We start from the raw sequence: 16,221 nt of genomic DNA on the forward strand, positions 1-16,221 counted from the left end.
CGGCGTTCGGATCTCTCGTCAGCCGCGTGCGCGGGACGAGATCTGGAGTCCATGTCGATCGTTCAGCATCGTACGCGTCTGGTCGAGCTCGGCATCCTGACGTGCACGGTCCCAGTGGAGCAGAGGAGCCAGGGCTGCGGCAAGCTCTTCGAGCACATCCGCATCGGCGTGGCCGGTGAATGCGATGCTGGTGCGTCGCATGACGACATCCTGCAGGCGCGCCACCATCTCGTTCTCCACCATCCAGGCGAGCTCACGAGTGGAGAGGTCATCGCCGGCGAGAGGAGCGTCGTCACCCTGCTCGATGAACTCCCAGACCTGTGCCGCACGTGTTCCATAGCGGGCGAGGAGGCGCTCGGCGCGGTCACCGGCGCCCGGCAGGTTCTCTTGGATCCAGATGCGACGGGCCTTCTCGGTGCGCGGGAAGTCGCGACCTCCGCCGATGGCTCGTCCGGCGGTCGAGACCGTGCGAGTGCGGCCGATGAGATCGAGCACCACGTCGGACAGAGACTCGCCGAGTGCACGGAACGTCGTCCACTTGCCGCCGACGAGGCTCACCAGCGGAGCAGCGCCCTTCTCGTCCACCTCGATGCGGTAGTCACGGGACACGAACCCCGGTGCGGTGTCCTCGTGGCGAGGAAGCGGACGGATGCCCGAGAAGTTGAAGACGATCTGCTCGCGTGTCACGTCGATCTTCGGGAACACGTGGTGGATGAGGTCGAAGAAGTAGTCGATCTCCTCCTCCGTGCACACCGCCGGCTCGCGCGGATCCGCGTCGATGTCGGTCGTCCCGACGAGCACGCGGCCCTTGAGCGGGTAGATCAGCACGATGCGCCCGTCGGAGTGCTCGAAGAAGATCTCGCGTCCACGCGTCGCCTCGAGCAGCTCCGGGTGATCGAGAACGATGTGAGACCCCTTGGTCCCTCCCATGAAGCGCGTTTCGTTGCCGAGCGCGTCATTGGTGAGATCCGTCCAGGGCCCGGAGGCGTTCACGACCACGTCTGCCGTGACGGAGAACTCCGTGCCGCTCTCGCGATCGCGGAGGACGACCTTCTCTCCGTCGCGGGCGATCGCCTCGATGTAGTTCAGTGCCACGGCGCCCGGATGCGCGGCGCGACCGTCCTGAAGGACGTCGAGCGCCAGACGCTCCGGATCGTGCATGGAGGCGTCGTAGTAGGTCGCCGTGTACTTGATGTTCGGGTCGAGCGAGGGCAGCTCGGCGAGCGAGCGCTTGCGGCCCAGGAAACGGTGACGAGGGACCATGCCCCCGTCGCGCGAGAACGTGTCGTAGATCGTGAGCCCGACCTTGATGAGGAACGCGCCGCGCTCCTGCGGCTTGCCGCTCTTGTGCGTGAGGAAACGCAGGGGAGCGGAGAGGATCCCCGAGAAGGTGGAGTAGATCGGGATCGTGGTCTCGAGCGGCTTCACATAGTGAGGCGCGATCTTGAGCAGACCGTTCCGTTCCTCGACGGACTCGCGGACGAGCCGGAACTCGCCGTTCTCGAGGTAGCGGATGCCGCCGTGGATCATGTGGCTCGAGGCCGCGGAGGCCCCGGAGGCGAAGTCTCCCCGTTCGACGAGCAGGACGTCGACGCCCTGAAGTGCGAGGTCACGGAAAGCGGAGATCCCGTTGATCCCGGCTCCGATGACAAGGACGCTCGTGCGTCCGGACTCACGGACGGCGCGGACTTCGGCGCGTTCCGGTGATGAGTGTGTCGACTCGATCATCTTCGACCCTTCTCTGTGCGTGTTCCCAGCTTCGACCCGATCGACCACCATGCGCAAGCCCGCTGCACATATGTGCAAAGATCGACGCGAGGAGGTCGTCATGGGCCAGTCGGACGCCGGATCACGCGATTCAAAGCTGATCGCCGCGCTCACCGCCGCGCAGCTCTACTACATGCAGGACAAGACCATGGAGGTGATCGCGAAGGAGCTGAAGACCTCGCGATCGTCGGTCTCCCGTCTGCTGAGCTTCGCGCGCGAGAGCGGACTCGTCGACATCCGCATCAACTCTCCTCTGGAGCGTCTGGGGATGCTGGAGCAGCGCATCAGAGACAGACACCGACTGGTCGCGCACGTCGTACCCATCCCGGAGATCGTCAGCGAGGTCGAGCGCCTCGAGCGTGTGGCTCTTACAGCGGGGCGGCTGCTGTCGCAGTTCGTCGACTCCAACATGATCGTCGGCGTCGCGTGGGGATCGACGATCAGTGCAGTGAGCCGGGGGCTCACTCAGAAGGAGACGCACAACACGACCTTCGTGCAGTTGAACGGTGCGGGAAACACGCAGACGAGTGGCGTCGAGTATTCGAGCGACATCCTGCAGCGCTTCGGCAGCGCGTTCGGCGCGCAAGTGCAGCAGTTTCCCGTGCCGGCATTCTTCGACGACCCTTCGACGCGCGAGGCGATGTGGCGCGAGCGAAGCACGCGGCGAGTGCTCGATCTGCAGTCGAAGATGGACATCGCGGTCTTCAGCCTCGGCTCTCCCGCTGCGGAGGTGCCCAGCCGCGTCTACGTCGGGGGCTACCTCGGGCGCGATGACTATCGGAGCCTCCGCGAGGACCACGCGATCGGCGACGTGGCAACGGTCTTCTTCCGCGCCGACGGATCATGGAGGGACATCCGTGTGAACGCTCGCGCTACCGGTCCTGGCCTCGACAGGCTGCGGCGCGTGCCGAGGCGGGTCTGCGTCGTATCGGGAGTGCCCAAGCTCGCGAGCCTCCGCGCGGCGATCGCCGCCGAACTCATCACGGATGTGGTTCTCGACGAGGGGCTGGCGCGCCGACTCGTGGAGGACTGACCCTTACGGCTCGTCGGTCGAAGATTCGGGGCCTGAGCGGAACTCCCGGATCAGATGCTGCACGACCGCCCCGAGGTCACCACCTGTCGCGTTGGCGATCGTCAGCTGCCGTTCGTAGCTCGCGCCGCTCTCGAGTATCGTGTCGATGCTGCCGAACTCGCGCACGCAGCCGAGTTCGACTGCGACCGGTGCGAGCTCTTCGAGCACCTCGGACAGATGCTCCCGCACGGGGCGCTGGGTTCCCGCCGAGTCCACGATCACTCGGGCGTCCAGACCGTAGCGCGCCGCGCGCCACTTGTTCTCGCGGTGATACCACGCCGGCATCTGTGCGAGAGTGCGGCCCTCGTCGAGCTGCCGCGATAGATGCTCCACCAGAACCTGCACGAGGGCGGCCACCGCTGCCAGCTCCGGCAGTGTGGAGAGTCCGTCGCAGGCCCGGACTTCGATCGTTCCCCACCGTGGGGCCGGCCGGATGTCCCAGCGCACCTCGGTGGCATCCGCCATCACGCCGGTGCGCACCATGTCGTCGAGATAGGCCTCGTAGTCCGACCAGTCGTTCAGCGGCCAGGGGAGTCCGGCAGTGGGCAGCTGCTGGAAGACGAGGGCGCGGTTGGATGCGTACCCCGTGCGTTCACCCGCCCAGAACGGACTCGACGCTGAGAGCGCCTGCAGGTGCGGGAGGTATGCCGCGAGGGCATTGATGATGGGGATGACCTTGCGCCGGTCCTCCACGCCGATGTGGACGTGGATTCCCCAGATCATCATGTTGCGCCCCCACCACTGGGTGCGCTCGATCAGGGTGTGGTACCGGGTCTTGTCCGTCACTTCCTGCTGGTACCACTGCGCGAACGGATGACTGCCTGCAGAGAGCAGTTCGACACCGGCCGGATCCGTCGCCGAGCGCACGGCCGCTATCGCGTTGGCGATGTCATCGACCGCATGCGCCACCGAATCGCCGATGCCGCTCGTGACCTCGATGGTGTTGGTGAGCAGTTCACCCGTCACGGTATGACGTTCGTCGGCGCTCTCGTGCTCGAGCGCCGACAGCAGCTCGGGGGCGCGGCCGACGAGATCACCGCTCACCGGATCGGCGAGCATGATCTCCCATTCGAGGCCTACGGTGGACCGGGCCGATGACGCGAAATCGAGCTTCACGACCACAGTCTGACATGCGGTGTCGGCGACACGGCAACCGCCGTGTCGCCCCGTTTCGCTCCTGGGCCGCGGATCTGGCAGAATAGAAGGTCGGACGACGTGCTCGACCCTCTATCCAGCACTCGTCCTCCCTATTTGAGCTTCCGCCGGGTGTGCACCCCACTCTCCAGGCGATCGGTTCGTCAACTTCCACACAATTCAGGAGAATCGTGGCTGTCAAGATTCGTCTCAAGCGCCTGGGCAAGATCCGTGCGCCGTACTACCGCATCGTCGTCGCCGACTCGAAGACCAAGCGCGATGGTCGCGTGATCGAAGAGATCGGCAAGTACCACCCCACCGAGGAGCCCTCGTTCATCGAGATCGACTCCGACCGTGCGCAGTACTGGCTGTCCGTCGGCGCTCAGCCGACCGAGCAGGTCGCAGCGCTGCTCAAGATCACGGGCGACTGGGGCAAGTTCAAGGGCGACAAGGACGCGAAGTCCACGCTCAAGGTCAAGGAGCCCAAGGTTCCGTTCGAGATCGACGCTTCCAAGAAGTCCGTCGTGAAGCCCAAGGTCGAGAAGAAGGCAGAGGCTCCCGCTGAGGAGGCTCCCGCCAAGGCCGACGCGGAGGCCGCTGAGGCTCCCGCCGCCGACTCCGAGTAATCCGTCGTGCTCGCCGCCGCGCTCGAACACATCGTCAAGGGGATCGTCGATCACCCTGAGGATGTCCGCATCAACGCCTCCACCTCGCCGAGAGGCGATCTCCTCGAGGTGCGCGTGCACCCCGACGACCGTGGACGTGTGATCGGGCGCGGCGGCCGCACCGCGAAGGCACTGCGTACGCTCATCTCCGCACTCGCGGACGGGCGTCGTGTCCGTGTCGATGTCGCGGATGACTGACGTGGTGTCGACAGACCGCAACCAGGGCAAGAACCAGCTGCGCGTCGGGCGCCTCGTCAAGGCCCATGGCCTCAAGGGTGCTCTCAAGCTGGAGCTCTACACAGACAATCCCGAGCGGCGTTTCACGACCGGCGCCGAGTTCACGTTGCAGGTGCCGGAGGCATCTCCGTGGCACGGGAAGACGGTCGTCGTGCGCGAGTATCGCGTCATGAACGGCAACCCCGTCGTCTTCTTCAAGGACGTCGACGACCGTGAAGGCGCTGAGACCCTCGTCCGAGCGATCCTGTGGATCGATCAGGACAACGACGAGGTCGAAGACAACGCGTGGTTCGATCACCAGCTCACTGGTCTCGACGTCGTCCGCGACGGAGACGTGGTCGGCAAGGTCGTTCGAATCGAGCACTTCCCGGCACAGGATCTGCTCATCGTCAGGTCAGGCGACCAGGACATCATGGTGCCTTTCGTCGAAGCGATCGTTCCGACGGTCGACGTCAGCGCCGGACGCGTCATCGTCACGCCGCCCGCCGGGCTCTTCGAAGAGCTTCCCGACGCTTCCGAAGCGACGGAGGCGGCGGAGTCCTCGGACGCCGACGCCACCGAGTGACCACGGGTAGGGTCTGCCCGTGCGCATCGACGTCCTCTCCATCTTCCCGTCCTACTTCGACGGTCTGACGCTCTCCCTGCTCGGGAAGGCGCAGAGCGCCGGCATCCTCGACCTGCGCGTCCGAGATCTGCGGGACTGGACCTCTGACCGCCACCGCACCGTGGACGACACCCCGTACGGCGGCGGAGCGGGAATGGTGATGAAGCCCGAGCCCTGGGGGCTCGCGCTCGATGAACTGGCTTCGACGGCTCCTTCCGCCGACGGCCGACCGCCGACGATCATCTTCCCCTCGCCCGCGGGCGAGGTGTTCACCCAGGCCACGGCACACGATCTCAGCACTCGCGAGCACGTGATCTTCGGATGCGGTCGCTATGAGGGCATCGATGAGCGGGTGTTCGAATACGCGGCGTCGCTCGGCGAAGTGCGACTCATCAGCCTCGGCGACTACGTCCTCAACGGTGGAGAAGTCGCGACCATGGCGATGATCGAGGCGATCGGTCGCCTGATCCCCGGCGTCGTGGGAAATCCGGAGAGCCTGGTCGAGGAGTCCCACGAAGACGGGCTCCTGGAGTATCCGTCGTACACGAAGCCGTCAGTGTGGCGAGACCGGGCCGTGCCCGAGGTGCTGTTGAGCGGCAATCATGCCGTGATCGCCGCGTGGCGTCGCGATCAGCAGATCGAGCGCACGCGCCGCCGCCGCCCGGATCTGCTGCCGGACGATCAGCGCTAGAGCATACGTTCGGTCCCTCGATCGATCTCGAACACCACATCCTGCGGGTGTCTCAGCGACAACGCGGAGACGCCGTCCAGCCCCCGGAGGTCTGCGCGGAGCAGCCGGCCGAACATCTCGTGACTGACCAGCAGAGGGAGACCCCTCGAAGCCCAGCCGCACGATGAAAGCGCCCTGCGGGCCCGTCCTCTGGCCTGGGCATAGCTCTCGCCGCCCGGAAAAGCCCAGCCGTACCTGTTAGCAGCCCTGTCCGCGCGCGCCGTGGGGAATCGCTGATCGATCTCGTCCCAGGTCAGTCCTGCCATCTCGCCATGATCGAGATCGGCGAGCTCCGGCACCTCGATGAGTTCTGCGTCGATCCGGTCCGCGATGATCACCGCCGATTGTCGTGCGCGGCCGAGCGGGCTCGAGCAGACGGTCGTGATCCCACGATCGGCCACGCGCTCGGCAACGCTCTGCGCCTGTCTGACGCCGTCTTCGGTCAGGGGTGAGTCGAGCTGTCCTTGCAGCCGGCGCTCGAGATTCCATCGGGTCTGTCCGTGCCGAACCAGGAACAGATGATCAGGCACATGACGATCCTCCGGAATCATGCACTCAGGATGGCACAGCCTCACCGTCCCGGGCCGGGTCATCCCGCCGTCGTCTGATAGCGTCACGGCATGGTCGACGACGTGCTGGCGAGATCCTTCACCCTCACCGGCGCGGACTACGACCGCTACCGCCCGGGTTTCCCGCCAGCTGCAGCCGACGTCGTGATGCCCCACGCGGTGCGCACAGTGCTCGATCTCGGCGCCGGCACCGGCAAGTTCACCGAACTGCTCGTGGGACGAGCACAGCGGGTCATCGCCGTCGAGCCGTCGGAGTCGATGCTCGCGATCCTGCGATCGAAGCTGCCGGGGGTCGAGGCGCATCCTGGCAGCGCCGAACGAATACCGGTCGGGTCCGGCACCGCAGACGTCGTGACGGTCGCGCAGGCTTTCCATTGGTTCGATCGGGATGCCGCGTGCTCGGAGATCGCGCGAGTGCTCGCTCCGTCGGGAGCGCTCGGACTCGTCTGGAATCGCTTCGATCCGTCGTGTGCGTGGGATCGAGCGGCTCACCGGATCGCGCACCCTGCGCTCGGGGACTCAGACGCGACCACGAGCACAGCGGCGGATGAGCTTCCCGGCTTCGACTTCGTGCGTCGTGAGCAGATTCACTCGGCGGAGCGGATTCGACGCGACGCGTACCTCCGTCGCTGGTCGACCGTGAGCACGTTCCTCGTCGCTGATGAGGTAACGCGCGCCCAGTGGCTCGAGGCCATCGAGGCGGTACTGGATTCAGACCCCGAGACACGGGGTCATGACGAGTACGACCTGCCGATCGTCACGGATGTGTTCGTCTATCGCCGCGCGTGAAGTGGCCGAGCAGAGCGGTGAGTGTCAGCGGACGCCGAGGAACGATCTGTCGGTGAGGATGACCGGACCATCGGCGGTCACTGCGACGGTGTGCTCCGAATGAGCGCCCCTCGATCCGTCGACGCTCCGGAGGGTCCAGCCGTCCGGGTCGGTGACGAGTTCGTCGGTGGTCTCGAGCAGCCACGGCTCGAGGGCGAACACCAGGCCCTCGCGCAGCGGGAATCCGCGCCCGGCCCGACCGTCGTTGGGAACGTGGGGGTCGCCGTGCATGATGCGCCCCACACCGTGCCCGCCGAAATCGGTGTTGATCGAGTAGCCCTCGCCGTGCGACACCGCAGCGATGGCCGCCGAGATGTCGCCGATCCGGTTGCCGACGACCGCAGCGCCGATCGCCGCGTCGAGCGCGCGCTCCGTCGTGTCGATGATGCGAAGGTCTTCGTCGCGCGGACTGCCCACGACGAACGAGAGGGCAGAGTCCGCCACCCAGCCGTCGACAGACACCGCGAAGTCCAGCGAGACCAGGTCGCCGTCGCGAAGCGCGTAGTCATGGGGGAGTCCGTGGAGCACCGCGTCGTTGATCGACGTGCAGATCACCTTGCCGAACGGGCTGGCGCCGAAGGACGGGTGGTAGTCGATGTAGCACGACTCCGCTCCGGCCTTGCGGATCAGATCGTGCGCGCGACGATCGATCGACAGCAGATTCGTGCCGACCTTCGTCTCGTCGCGCAGGGTTGCCAGTGTCTCAGCCACGAAGCGACCGGCGGCGCGCATCTCGTCGATCTCGGCAGGGGTGCGCAGTTCGATCATCGGGTGTCCTCTCGTCCCCTCCATTCTCCCCGATCTCCCGGACGCAGGCGTGCGCGCGGAGATCGCGCGCTCACAGCGAACACCGGGACGATGCCGAGCTCCTCGTCGTACCATTTGTGACATGTGGTTGCGTCAGGCGTTCTTCCGGTGGCTGATTCCGGCCGCGTTCCTGCTGCCGCTCTGGCTGCTGGTCGGGTGGGGCGTGTTCCAGGGCGGATGGGCGATCCTGTGGGTGCTGTTCATCGCTGTGCCGTCGGTCTTCGTCGGTCAGCTCCTTCTCACCCTCCTGACCCGCTCCCGTCCGTCGGTGCGGGTCGAACGAGCGGTCTCCTGGTGGGATGTTGGCGGCTTCACGCTCTGGCACGGGTTGACGATCGCGGTCGGGTGCTTCATCGACGGCGCGTTCGGCTGGCTGCTCGCGGCAGCGGTGGTGGTCGGCATCGGCCTCGTCTGGCTGCAGCTCTGGCAGCTGTGGAACGAGGCAAAGGGAAGCGGAGCGCGGATACGCGAGACCATCGCCTGGTCGTCGGTGCCCGGCGTCGACGAGCCCGCGCCTCAGACCCGCGCGCACGAAGTGATCGTGGTGCGCGAGAAGGATTCTCGGGACTGACGGAATAGCACGCGGCGTTTTGGCCGTGCGCAGCATCCATGGCAGAATGAGTGTTTGTGCCGTGACCGGTTCTGCCTCAGGGGAGCCCACGGATGCTTCGGCTCCGTTCAGCACACACCTCTTCTTGTTCCTACTTACATCATGCAACCGACCTGAGGCGAGTGCAGAGAGAGACGATCATGCAGATCCTCGACGCCGTCGACGCAGCTTCGCTGCGTTCAGACGTTCCCGTCTTCAACCCCGGTGACACGGTCAACGTACACGTGAACATCACCGAGGGCACCCGCTCGCGTATCCAGGTCTTCAAGGGCGTCGTCATCGGCCGCCAGGGCGACGGCGTGCGCGAGACCTTCACCGTTCGCAAGATCAGCTTCCAGGTGGGCGTCGAGCGTACGTTCCCGGTGCACTCCCCGGTGATCGACCACATCGAGGTCGTCACCCGCGGTGACGTGCGTCGCGCGAAGCTCTACTACCTCCGCCAGCTGCGGGGCAAGAAGGCGAAGATCAAGGAGAAGCGCGACAACTGACGCGCAGGTTCTCCACAGCACCCCGGGACACGATGTCCCGGGGTGCTGTGTTCTCCCCGGGGTGTGCGACCCTTGATGATGCCGTCTCAGTGCGGTGCGAGACTGTGAAGGAACCCCTCATGACGACTGACTCCGCCGCCGCGTCCACTCCACCGACGAAGCGGCGTCGCGGGTTCCTGGTGTTCCTGCGAGATGTCCTGGTGATCGTGGTCATCGCCGCGCTCGTCTCGTTCGTCGTGAAGACTTTCGTCGTCCGCTCCTTCTACATTCCATCTGCCTCGATGGAACGCACCCTCATGGTCAAAGATCGCATCCTCGTCGATGAGCTGACTCCCCGGTGGACCGCCTACGAACGCGGCGACGTCGTGGTCTTCAAGGATCCGGGCGGATGGCTCGACGGTCAGCCGCAGACCCCGGCTCAGCCTCCGCTCATCGAGGCCTTCGACTGGATGCTGAACGTCATCGGCATCTCGGCCACAGACTCTCAGGATCACCTCGTCAAGCGAGTGATCGGGCTGCCCGGCGACCACGTCGTGTGCTGCAACGCGCTGGGTCAGATCACGGTCAACGGCGCGCCGATCGACGAGCTCAGCTACCTGAACCTGCCGGACGGCGACACGGCGGCGTCCAACGATCCCTTCGACGTGGTCGTCCCGGAGGGATCCCTGTGGCTGCTGGGAGACAACCGTGACCGTTCGCGGGACTCCCGAGCGCACCAGGATCTTCCGAGCGGTGGCTTCGTGCCGATCGAGAACGTCGTGGGCAAGGCGTTCTTCACCACATGGCCGTTCGACCGGATGGGCACGATCGACGGTCATCACGACAGCTTCAACGGCGTCCCGGACTCGGAATGACGGTCGTCGCTCCGAAGCTCACTCTGGAGCGCAGGCTGCTGAGCGAGTGCGATCTCATCATCTCCCTCGACGAGGTCGGACGCGGCGCGCTTGCCGGCCCCGTGGCGGTCGGAGCCGCCGTGATGGATGCAGCCGGTGCGCGCCGCCGTGTCCCGGAAGGACTGCGGGATTCGAAGCTCGTCACCGAGAGACGACGACCTGATGTCGCCGCGAGGGCCGCGGCGTGGGTGCAGGCGTCGGGAGTCGGCTGGGCGAGTGCGGCCGAAGTCGATGAGGTGGGCATCATGCGTGCCCTCGGGCTCGCGGCGTCTCGCGCCGTGCAGAGTGTGGTCGACTCGGGCGTCGTCCTCGATGGAGCGCTCGTGCTGCTCGACGGCAATCACGACTACGTGTCGCCCGTGCACCCGGTTCCCCTGCGCGTCCGGCCGGTGGTCAAGGGCGACCGTGACTGCGCGTCGGTCTCGGCGGCATCGGTGATCGCGAAGGTCGCCCGCGACACGTACATGGCCGAGCTCCACGAAGGTCACCCCGCCTATCAGTGGGACAGGAACAAGGGATATGCGAGCCTCGAGCACCGCGACGCGATCAGGAGCCTCGGGCTCTCCCCGCACCACCGGTCGTCCTGGGCGATCGCAGATGTCCCGACTCTGTTCTGAGTCTGCGTGCGGCATCGAAGTGCCGCCGACTCTAGGATGGAGGGATCATGGATGAGGAAGCCTTCGACGACTACGACCGCGAACTCGAGCTCGCGCTGTTCCGCGAATACCGCGACGTCGTCGCACAGTTCCAGTATGTGGTCGAGACCGAGCGGCGGTTCTACCTCGCCAATGAGGTGAATGTCGTACGCCGCGACACCGAGCACGACTTCTACTTCGAGATCTCGATGAGCGATGTGTGGGTGTGGGACATCTATCGCGCCGACCGCTTCGTGAAGGCTGTGCGGGTGCTGACCTTCAAGGACGTCAACGTCGAAGAGCTGCAGCGCCGCGAGTTCGAACTGCCCCAGGAGCTGTCGCTCGACGGGGAGTGACATCTTCTGCACCGCCCGGGCTTCTGACGGGTTCTCCAAGGGTCTCGGCTCGTCGACCCCCTCGGGGCGCTGCGCGTCGAGGTCGATCGACAGGCTGTCAGCATGGCAGCGAAAGACGAACTCGGTAGATCCGGCGAAGAACAAGCGGTCCGGTACCTGACTGGCATCGGATACCAGGTGCTCGACCGCAATTGGCGATGTGCGCAGGGCGAGATCGACATCGTCGCGCGCCGCGGACGCCATCTCGCGGTCGTCGAGGTCAAGACGAGAAGGACGATCTCTCACGGGCACCCATTCGAAGCGGTGGACGCCCGCAAGATCCGCCGGCTCTGGCAGCTCGCGTATGCCTGGGCGTCCGATCATCCCGACCAGGCCGATGGGCTCAGGATCCGGATCGAGGCGATCGGGATCATCGGCACAGATCCACAGCACAGTACCCTCGAGCACCTCGTGGACGTGTCGTGAAGACTGCGCGCACCTGGGCGGTCGCGCTCACGGGGGTGGATGGGCACATGGTCGAGGTGGAAGCGGACATCTCGAACCAGACGCCCGAGTTCAAGATCATCGGGCTTCCCGACAAATCTCTCGGGGAAGCGGTTCAGCGTGTGCACAACGCGTGCAAGAACACCTCTCTCGCCCTTCCCCGTCGTCGGCTGACGGTCAACCTCTCGCCCGCGAGCCTGCCGAAGCAGGGCGCAGGCTTCGATCTCAGCATCGCCGTCGCTTCTCTCGCAGCCGGGGGAGCGTTGTCGAGCCGGTCCATCGCACGCGTGGTGCACCTCGGTGAGCTCGGGCTCGACGGTCGACTCCGGCCAGTACCTGGGGTGCTGCCGTCCGTGTTCGCTGCCGCCCGCGCAGGGTTCGACACCGTGATAGTCCCCTGGGGCAATGAGGCAGAGGCCAGGCTCGTGCCGGGCATAGAGGTGCGGCCCGCGGCGAGCCTTTCGCAGGTGGCTGTCTGGCATGGCGCCGAGGTCGACGTGCTCGATACCGATCCGGTCGCGTCGGCAGCGGTCGCGCGCGAGCGCCCGGAGGAGCTCGACCTCGCTGATGTGGTGGGGCAGGAGGACGCCGTGCGCGCCTTGATCGTCGCCGCGGCGGGTGGCCATCACATGCTGCTCAGCGGCCCGCCGGGGGCAGGCAAGACGATGCTCGCACGAAGGCTGCCGGGCATTCTGCCCAGCCTCACCGAAGATGAAGCGCTCGAGGTGGCCTCGATCCGCTCGCTCGCGGGGGAGTCTGTGCGGAGTCTCGATGTCATGCCTCCGCTGGAGTCGCCGCACCACAGCGCTTCCGTCGCAGCCCTCGTCGGAGGTGGATCGAGGTCTGTTCGCCCGGGGGCGATCTCTCGAGCGCACAGAGGCGTGCTCTTCTTGGACGAAGCGGCCGAGTTCTCGAGAGTCGCACTCGACGCACTGCGGCAACCGCTCGAGTCAGGTGTCATCGAAGTGAGCCGATCGGGCGTCACGGCGCACTTTCCCGCGAGTTTTCAGCTGCTCCTGGCGCTCAATCCCTGCCCGTGCGGCAACTACGGAGTGCGTGGTGCGGAGTGCACGTGCCCGTCTCTGGCGATCCGGCGGTACTCGACGCGGCTCTCGGGTCCGCTGCGCGACCGCATAGATGTGGAGCTGCATGTCTCCCGGGTGTCCGCCTCCCAGGCGATGCGCGGAGACCGCACCGGCATGACGAGTGAGATCGCGCGCGCGAGGGTCATCGAGGCGCGTGAGCGAGCAGCCGCACGGTGGCGCGGGACACCATGGCTTCGCAACGGTCAGGTGCCCGGATCTCGGCTGAGACAACTCGATCTGCAGATCTCCGGTGAGGCGAGAGCGCCGCTCGACCGGGCTCTCGAGCGGGGAACGCTCACTCTGCGCGGATACGACAGAGTCCTGCGGCTCGCGTGGACCATGGCGGATCTTGCGGGAGCCGACAGGCCAGGACGCGACGAGGTGGGCCAGGCGCTGTTTCTCAAGAGGGGATACGCATCATGATCGAATCACTCGCAGGCGACGCTGCGGTGCGGGCGCTGCTGGAAGAGGTCCGGCCGCCTGGTGACGTGGAGGACGCCCTCGCCCGGGTGTCGTGGTCTGTGCTCGCCGAGCCGGGCGATGGCGTGGCCGGGACCCTCATCGAGCAGCTCGGCCCCTCAGACGCACTCCGGTTCGCATTGGGCCGAGAGAATGCGGCGACCTCGGAGATCGGCGGTCGGGCTCTCGTCGACGGGCGGGCTCGGTGGACGATCCGCGCCGAGAGGCGCAGCGTGGTCGACGCGCTCCGTGGGGGCCGGGATGTCGGAGCCCGGCTGCTGCTCCCTGGAGATCCCCTCTGGCCGAGTTCTCTCGACGATCTCGGGGTGCACGCGCCGACGCTGCTCTGGGTGCGCGGAGATCCGATGCTGCTGAGCGCGGCGCCCAGAGTCGCGATCGTCGGCGCCCGGGCATCGAGCGGATACGGTGAGATGCTCGCCGGCGACTTCGCAGGCGAGCTGGCCGCCGAGGGTGCGGTCGTCGTGTCCGGGGGAGCGTACGGCATCGACGGTGCAGCGCACCGCGCCGCGCTCGGGGTCGGCGGAAGGACCATCGCCTTCCTCGCCGGCGGAGTCGATCGGGCATATCCCCAGGGCCATCAGCAGCTTCTACGCCGAATCGTCGAGACCGGCGCCGTGGCGAGCGAGGTGCCCTGCGGTACGGCTCCGACGAAGTGGCGATTCCTGTCGCGTAACCGACTCATCGCTGCGGTGAGCGACGCGACGGTTGTGGTCGAGGCCGGCTGGCGAAGCGGGTCGTTGAACACGGCAGGGCACGCAGCTGCACTCGGGCGACCACTCGGCGCAGTGCCCGGGCCGGTGACATCCGCATCGTCGGCCGGCTGTCATCGGCTCCTGCGAGAGTACGACGCGCGTTGCGTCACGACGACAGCCGAGATACGCGAGCTCTGGGCCGGCGGGCGGCCAGAGACATCTCCCGGAAGAGGAACAGACCCGGACCAGTCCCGTGTGCTCGACGCCATGAGCACGCGTGCGGCGCGGGCCGTTCTCGAAGTTTCTCGAAGGTCGGGACTCGCCCCGGAGAGAGTGAGTGCGTTGCTCGGGCTGCTCGAGCTCGACGGAGCGGTCCAGCGCGCCGATGGGGGATGGCAGAGGACGCAGAACGGCGAGCGGCGCGGCTGATGCTTCGCTGATCCACGCTCCGGCACACTTGATCCATGGAGTTCGCGGCAGCCGCACATGCCTTCACCGACCACCTTTCCCTGGTACGTCGGCTGTCATCCGCGACGGTGCGCGCCTACCGGTCAGATCTGCGGGATCTCGCCGAGACCGTCGGAGAGCTCGAGCTCGACCAGGTCACACTGGAGACTCTCCGCGACTGGCTCTGGCGGGCGACTCAGCGCGGGGACGCCCGGTCGACGCTGGCACGGCGAGCGGCGGCGGCGCGGTCGTTCTTCAGCTGGGCTCAAGAGCAACAACTCGTCGACCACGATCCGAGTCTGCGTCTCATGGCCCCCAAGCGGGGGCGAACGCTTCCCACCATCGCCTCGCAGGACGCGATGACGACCCTGCTCGATGCGCAACGCCGGGCCGCCGCTGCCGGTGAGCCGATTCCGCTCCGCGACCACGCGATTCTCGAACTGCTGTACGGCGCCGGCATCCGCGTCTCCGAGCTCTGCGGACTCGATGTCGACGACCTGGACCTCGATCGAGGCACGGCGCGCGTGCTGGGCAAGGGGTCGAAAGAGCGAGTGGTGCCCTACGGGGTCCCTGCGCGCGATGCTGTCGGCTCGTACCTCTCTCGAGGGCGTCCCTCACTCGCCGCTCGCACAGCGCGGCCTTCTCCCGCCCTGTTCCTGGGCAGTCGTGGCGCGCGCATCGGACCGCGCGCGGTGTACTCGCTCGTCGCCGAAGTGCTCGCGCCTTTCGTCGGCGCAGATACCGTAGGTCCGCATGCGCTCAGGCACACCGCCGCAACTCATCTCCTGGACGGCGGCGCAGACCTGCGCGCGGTCCAGGAGATCCTCGGTCATGCGAGCCTGGGAACGACGCAGATCTACACGCACGTCTCTGCGGAGCGTCTCACTGCGACCTATCGTCTCGCCCACCCCCGCGCGTGAGCGCGGGCGCTGCGTCTCTCACGGTGCGGCGCAGCAGGGGAGGAGCACCGCTCGCGGAACCGGGCCGAAGAGCAGCATCGGGTTGATGTAGGCGCCATCGAGCCGTACTCCCAGATGCATCGCGCCGACCACCGTGTGGCCGCCCGCCGCGACGGTGCCGACCGCCTCGCCGGCGGAGACGGTGTCGCCGGGGGTCAGTGTGGAGGACAGCGGTTCGAACGTCGACACATAGCCTCCGGGATGCTCGATCGTGATCAGGGGTCTGTCCACGACGGTCCCTCGAAACGCGATCATCCCATCGGCAGGCGCCAGGACGATCGTCCCCTGCGCCGTCGCGATGTCGATCCCCCTGTGGCCCGCCCCGTACTCGTGGGCCGGAGCTCGATATGGGGACGCGACCACCCGGGGAGCATCGATCGGCCATCGCCAGAGCGGATGCGCACCGTCCGTTGCAGATGCGCTCGCAGTCGTCGGGATCGGCGGTACGAGAGCGACGACGATCATCAGAAGGAAGGCGGTGGTCGCGCGAGTGCCGGTACTCATGGGGCAATGCTCCGTCACGGAGGCGAAGAAGCATCGGGCTGGACGGACACCCCCGCGGATCGTGTGCGGAATGTGTGACGCGGCTCTGATGTGCAGGGTGAGTGAGGGCCCCGCTTCCTGTATGCTGGGGGAGCACCTCGATCTCGAGGTGACTACGCGTGCCCAAAGCGACTTCA

The 16,221-nt window shown here is 66.6% G+C and carries 20 protein-coding genes; 15 read left to right on the plus strand and 5 right to left on the minus strand.

Annotated features, from left to right (window positions below):
* Nucleotides 1–18: 18 nt before the first annotated feature.
* Nucleotides 19–1,728 (minus strand): glycerol-3-phosphate dehydrogenase/oxidase, encoded by a 1,710-nt coding sequence (locus ACZ0AA_RS03440; RefSeq protein WP_400860636.1) that lies wholly within the window; start codon nt 1,726–1,728, stop codon nt 19–21.
* A 100-nt stretch (nt 1,729–1,828) separates the two neighbouring features.
* Here ACZ0AA_RS03440 and ACZ0AA_RS03445 point away from each other — a divergent pair, with 100 nt between their 5' ends.
* A complete protein-coding gene (locus ACZ0AA_RS03445) occupies nt 1,829–2,800 on the plus strand; it encodes a sugar-binding transcriptional regulator (RefSeq protein WP_463512154.1) in 972 nt (323 codons plus the stop codon).
* 3 nt (nt 2,801–2,803) lie between these two features.
* Here the strand turns inward: ACZ0AA_RS03445 and ACZ0AA_RS03450 are convergent, their stop codons facing one another.
* Nucleotides 2,804–3,955 carry a glutamate--cysteine ligase gene (locus ACZ0AA_RS03450; protein ID WP_463512155.1) on the minus strand — a complete coding sequence of 384 codons (1,152 nt, stop codon included), beginning with the start codon at nt 3,953–3,955 and terminating at the stop codon, nt 2,804–2,806.
* Nucleotides 3,956–4,164: 209 nt separating this feature from the next.
* Between ACZ0AA_RS03450 and rpsP the strand changes: the two genes are divergently transcribed.
* Genes rpsP through trmD form a run of 4 tightly spaced genes read left to right on the plus strand, consistent with a single transcriptional unit; the run spans nt 4,165 to nt 6,170 of the window.
* Entirely contained in the window at nt 4,165–4,599 is a 435-nt protein-coding gene (gene rpsP, locus ACZ0AA_RS03455; RefSeq protein ID WP_400860631.1) for a 30S ribosomal protein S16, read from the plus strand.
* A gap of 6 nt (nt 4,600–4,605) precedes the next feature.
* Nucleotides 4,606–4,836, plus strand: a complete 231-nt coding sequence (locus tag ACZ0AA_RS03460) for an RNA-binding protein (RefSeq protein ID WP_042541671.1) — start codon at nt 4,606–4,608, stop codon at nt 4,834–4,836.
* Nucleotides 4,829–5,440 carry a ribosome maturation factor RimM gene (gene rimM / locus ACZ0AA_RS03465; RefSeq protein ID WP_463512156.1) on the plus strand — a complete coding sequence of 204 codons (612 nt, stop codon included), beginning with the start codon at nt 4,829–4,831 and terminating at the stop codon, nt 5,438–5,440. The genes ACZ0AA_RS03460 and rimM overlap by 8 nt, the downstream gene beginning before the upstream one ends.
* 19 nt (nt 5,441–5,459) lie before the next feature.
* Nucleotides 5,460–6,170 carry a tRNA (guanosine(37)-N1)-methyltransferase TrmD gene (gene trmD, locus ACZ0AA_RS03470; RefSeq protein ID WP_463512157.1) on the plus strand — a complete coding sequence of 237 codons (711 nt, stop codon included), beginning with the start codon at nt 5,460–5,462 and terminating at the stop codon, nt 6,168–6,170.
* Here trmD and ACZ0AA_RS03475 read toward each other — a convergent pair.
* The gene (locus tag ACZ0AA_RS03475; RefSeq protein WP_463512158.1) at nt 6,167–6,739 is read right to left on the minus strand and encodes a histidine phosphatase family protein; all 573 of its coding nucleotides are present in this window, start codon (nt 6,737–6,739) and stop codon (nt 6,167–6,169) included. The genes trmD and ACZ0AA_RS03475 overlap by 4 nt on opposite strands.
* Nucleotides 6,740–6,829: 90 nt before the next feature.
* Between ACZ0AA_RS03475 and ACZ0AA_RS03480 the strand changes: the two genes are divergently transcribed.
* Nucleotides 6,830–7,567, plus strand: coding sequence for a class I SAM-dependent methyltransferase (locus ACZ0AA_RS03480; protein ID WP_463512159.1), 738 nt, complete (start codon nt 6,830–6,832; stop codon nt 7,565–7,567).
* 24 nt (nt 7,568–7,591) lie between these two features.
* On the opposite strand, the gene map is transcribed toward ACZ0AA_RS03480, so the two are convergent.
* Nucleotides 7,592–8,374 carry a type I methionyl aminopeptidase gene (map, locus tag ACZ0AA_RS03485; protein ID WP_463512160.1) on the minus strand — a complete coding sequence of 261 codons (783 nt, stop codon included), beginning with the start codon at nt 8,372–8,374 and terminating at the stop codon, nt 7,592–7,594.
* Nucleotides 8,375–8,495: 121 nt separating this feature from the next.
* Between map and ACZ0AA_RS03490 the strand changes: the two genes are divergently transcribed.
* The 9 genes from ACZ0AA_RS03490 (at nt 8,496) to ACZ0AA_RS03530 (ending at nt 15,502) form a co-directional block, all read left to right on the plus strand.
* The gene (locus tag ACZ0AA_RS03490) at nt 8,496–8,984 is read left to right on the plus strand and encodes an MFS transporter permease (protein WP_463512161.1); all 489 of its coding nucleotides are present in this window, start codon (nt 8,496–8,498) and stop codon (nt 8,982–8,984) included.
* 179 nt (nt 8,985–9,163) lie between these two features.
* Complete coding sequence (gene rplS, locus ACZ0AA_RS03495) at nt 9,164–9,511, plus strand: 50S ribosomal protein L19 (RefSeq protein ID WP_042542128.1); 348 nt, start codon at nt 9,164–9,166, stop codon at nt 9,509–9,511.
* Between the two features lie 119 nt (nt 9,512–9,630).
* Nucleotides 9,631–10,365: a signal peptidase I gene (gene lepB, locus ACZ0AA_RS03500; RefSeq protein ID WP_400860620.1), complete on the plus strand. Its 735-nt coding sequence runs from the start codon at nt 9,631–9,633 to the stop codon at nt 10,363–10,365.
* A complete protein-coding gene (locus ACZ0AA_RS03505) occupies nt 10,362–11,021 on the plus strand; it encodes a ribonuclease HII (protein WP_463512162.1) in 660 nt (219 codons plus the stop codon). Before lepB ends, ACZ0AA_RS03505 begins: the two co-directional genes overlap by 4 nt.
* 47 nt (nt 11,022–11,068) lie before the next feature.
* Nucleotides 11,069–11,395, plus strand: a complete 327-nt coding sequence (locus ACZ0AA_RS03510) for a DUF2469 family protein (RefSeq protein ID WP_042541663.1) — start codon at nt 11,069–11,071, stop codon at nt 11,393–11,395.
* A 102-nt stretch (nt 11,396–11,497) separates the two neighbouring features.
* A complete protein-coding gene (locus ACZ0AA_RS03515; RefSeq protein WP_463512163.1) occupies nt 11,498–11,860 on the plus strand; it encodes a YraN family protein in 363 nt (120 codons plus the stop codon).
* Complete coding sequence (locus ACZ0AA_RS03520) at nt 11,857–13,386, plus strand: YifB family Mg chelatase-like AAA ATPase (RefSeq protein ID WP_463512164.1); 1,530 nt, start codon at nt 11,857–11,859, stop codon at nt 13,384–13,386. Before ACZ0AA_RS03515 ends, ACZ0AA_RS03520 begins: the two co-directional genes overlap by 4 nt.
* Nucleotides 13,383–14,564 carry a DNA-processing protein DprA gene (gene dprA, locus ACZ0AA_RS03525; protein WP_463512165.1) on the plus strand — a complete coding sequence of 394 codons (1,182 nt, stop codon included), beginning with the start codon at nt 13,383–13,385 and terminating at the stop codon, nt 14,562–14,564. The genes ACZ0AA_RS03520 and dprA overlap by 4 nt, the downstream gene beginning before the upstream one ends.
* Before the next feature lie 35 nt (nt 14,565–14,599).
* Nucleotides 14,600–15,502: a tyrosine recombinase XerC gene (locus ACZ0AA_RS03530; RefSeq protein ID WP_400860612.1), complete on the plus strand. Its 903-nt coding sequence runs from the start codon at nt 14,600–14,602 to the stop codon at nt 15,500–15,502.
* Between the two features lie 18 nt (nt 15,503–15,520).
* Here the strand turns inward: ACZ0AA_RS03530 and ACZ0AA_RS03535 are convergent, their stop codons facing one another.
* The gene (locus ACZ0AA_RS03535) at nt 15,521–16,045 is read right to left on the minus strand and encodes a murein hydrolase activator EnvC family protein (RefSeq protein WP_463512166.1); all 525 of its coding nucleotides are present in this window, start codon (nt 16,043–16,045) and stop codon (nt 15,521–15,523) included.
* Between the last annotated feature and the right edge of the window lie 176 nt (nt 16,046–16,221).

The organism is Microbacterium sp. AC035 (assembly GCF_979258485.1).

What these genes read in the sequence shown, in the direction of transcription:
- ACZ0AA_RS03440 (WP_400860636.1), bottom strand. Translation starts at nt 1,728, where the DNA reads ATGATCGAGTCGACACACTCATCACCGGAACGCGCCGAAGTCCGCGCC.
- ACZ0AA_RS03445 (WP_463512154.1), top strand. Translation starts at nt 1,829, where the DNA reads ATGGGCCAGTCGGACGCCGGATCACGCGATTCAAAGCTGATCGCCGCG.
- rimM (WP_463512156.1), top strand. Translation starts at nt 4,829, where the DNA reads ATGACTGACGTGGTGTCGACAGACCGCAACCAGGGCAAGAACCAGCTG.
- ACZ0AA_RS03480 (WP_463512159.1), top strand. Translation starts at nt 6,830, where the DNA reads ATGGTCGACGACGTGCTGGCGAGATCCTTCACCCTCACCGGCGCGGAC.
- map (WP_463512160.1), bottom strand. Translation starts at nt 8,374, where the DNA reads ATGATCGAACTGCGCACCCCTGCCGAGATCGACGAGATGCGCGCCGCC.
- ACZ0AA_RS03490 (WP_463512161.1), top strand. Translation starts at nt 8,496, where the DNA reads ATGTGGTTGCGTCAGGCGTTCTTCCGGTGGCTGATTCCGGCCGCGTTC.
- rplS (WP_042542128.1), top strand. Translation starts at nt 9,164, where the DNA reads ATGCAGATCCTCGACGCCGTCGACGCAGCTTCGCTGCGTTCAGACGTT.
- lepB (WP_400860620.1), top strand. Translation starts at nt 9,631, where the DNA reads ATGACGACTGACTCCGCCGCCGCGTCCACTCCACCGACGAAGCGGCGT.
- ACZ0AA_RS03505 (WP_463512162.1), top strand. Translation starts at nt 10,362, where the DNA reads ATGACGGTCGTCGCTCCGAAGCTCACTCTGGAGCGCAGGCTGCTGAGC.
- ACZ0AA_RS03510 (WP_042541663.1), top strand. Translation starts at nt 11,069, where the DNA reads ATGGATGAGGAAGCCTTCGACGACTACGACCGCGAACTCGAGCTCGCG.
- ACZ0AA_RS03515 (WP_463512163.1), top strand. Translation starts at nt 11,498, where the DNA reads ATGGCAGCGAAAGACGAACTCGGTAGATCCGGCGAAGAACAAGCGGTC.
- dprA (WP_463512165.1), top strand. Translation starts at nt 13,383, where the DNA reads ATGATCGAATCACTCGCAGGCGACGCTGCGGTGCGGGCGCTGCTGGAA.
- ACZ0AA_RS03530 (WP_400860612.1), top strand. Translation starts at nt 14,600, where the DNA reads ATGGAGTTCGCGGCAGCCGCACATGCCTTCACCGACCACCTTTCCCTG.
- ACZ0AA_RS03535 (WP_463512166.1), bottom strand. Translation starts at nt 16,045, where the DNA reads ATGAGTACCGGCACTCGCGCGACCACCGCCTTCCTTCTGATGATCGTC.